Source organism: Polaromonas sp. P3_C2 (assembly GCF_056402675.1).
On record NZ_JBFUGX010000936.1, the window covers coordinates 1 to 1,285 of the forward strand.

2 protein-coding genes are annotated in these 1,285 nt (G+C 64.4%); both read right to left on the bottom strand.

The features are described from left to right. Positions 1-55: 55 nt before the first annotated feature. A complete protein-coding gene (locus tag AC1DWI_RS23555) occupies positions 56-628 on the bottom strand; it encodes an adenine phosphoribosyltransferase (protein WP_457281899.1) in 573 nt (190 codons plus the stop codon). An 81-nt stretch (positions 629-709) separates the two neighbouring features. Next, a partial coding sequence (locus AC1DWI_RS23560) for a TrkA C-terminal domain-containing protein (RefSeq protein ID WP_477725963.1) occupies positions 710-1,285 on the bottom strand: 576 nt, incomplete at its 5' end.

Here is a 1,285-nt window from a genome sequence, read left to right on the forward strand (position 1 = left end):
CTTTTATAGCTGAGCTCGTTTACCCCGGGCAGTTTGCAGAACGGCATCCTTCCGTTCAGTGCCCCGAAAAGTCGATCAAGGTGAACAGCGGCAGCCCTGCTGCCCGCAATTTTTCTGACCCACCGAGTTCGGGCAGGTCAACAATCGCCGCACCTTCGGTGACGGTGGCGCCCAACTTCTCCAGCAGTTTCTTGCCGGCCATCATGGTGCCGCCCGTGGCGATCAGGTCGTCGATCAGCAGCACCCGGTCGCCGGGTTTGACCGCATCGGTATGCAGCTCCACGGTGGCGCTTCCATATTCGAGCTCATAGGTTTCCTGCACGGTCGTGAAGGGCAGTTTGCCTTTTTTGCGTATCGGCACAAAGCCAACATTCAACTCGTAGGCGATGACGGCGCCGAGGATGAACCCGCGCGCATCCAGCCCTGCCACGATGTCGGGACGGAGCTTGCCGTCCATGTAGCGGTGCACAAAAGCGTCGATCAGCACGCGAAAGACCTTGGGGTTCTGCAGCAGCGGCGTGATGTCGCGAAACTGCACGCCGGGGGCCGGCCAGTCGGGCACGGTGCGGATATGGTTCTTCAGGTACTGGCCGACGGTCTGGTGAGTGAGGCTGTGCAGGTCAGGCATGGCGTGTCCAGGGGTGGGTGGCGCCCATATTGTGCCGTCAGTGCCTGCGCCGAACGCTTCACGCGACGGGCGGCCCCCTGCTCAGTTGATACGGCCGCGCAGGAGCTTCTCTTCGGCCATGGCCAATGCCTCGGGCTTGCCTGACAGCACCAGCGTATCCCCGCCCTCCAGCAATGTTTCGTCATGCGCGGCCACGGCCTTGCCATTGCTGCGGCGCAGGCTGACCACACGCACGCCGCCGGCGCCCAGTGCCACCGCACCCAGGGGTTTCCCGGCAGACCTGGTGCCCAGCGGCAATGTGACGTTTGACAGGCGCTCCTGCTCGAGCTCGTTCACGGTGTCGTCGTCGGCGCCGCGAAAGTAGCCTCGCAGCAGGTTGTACCGGGCGTCACGTTGATCCTGCACGACGCGGATCACACGGCGCATGGGCACCCCCACCAGCGCCAACGCATGGCTGGCCAGCATCAGGCTGCCTTCGATGGCCTCCGGCACGACCTCTGTCGCGCCGGCTGCCTGGAGTTTTTCCAGGTCGTGGTCGTCTACCGTCCGCACAATCACCGGCACGGTCGGCGCGTGGGCGCGTGTGTTGGCCAGCACTTTGAGGGCGCTGGCTGTGTCGAGATAAGTTACCACCACGGCGCTGGCCCGGGCCAGCCC

Excerpts from the sequence above, each read along its gene's own strand:
- AC1DWI_RS23555 (WP_457281899.1), bottom strand. The coding sequence starts at position 628 with ATGCCTGACCTGCACAGCCTCACTCACCAGACCGTCGGCCAGTACCTG.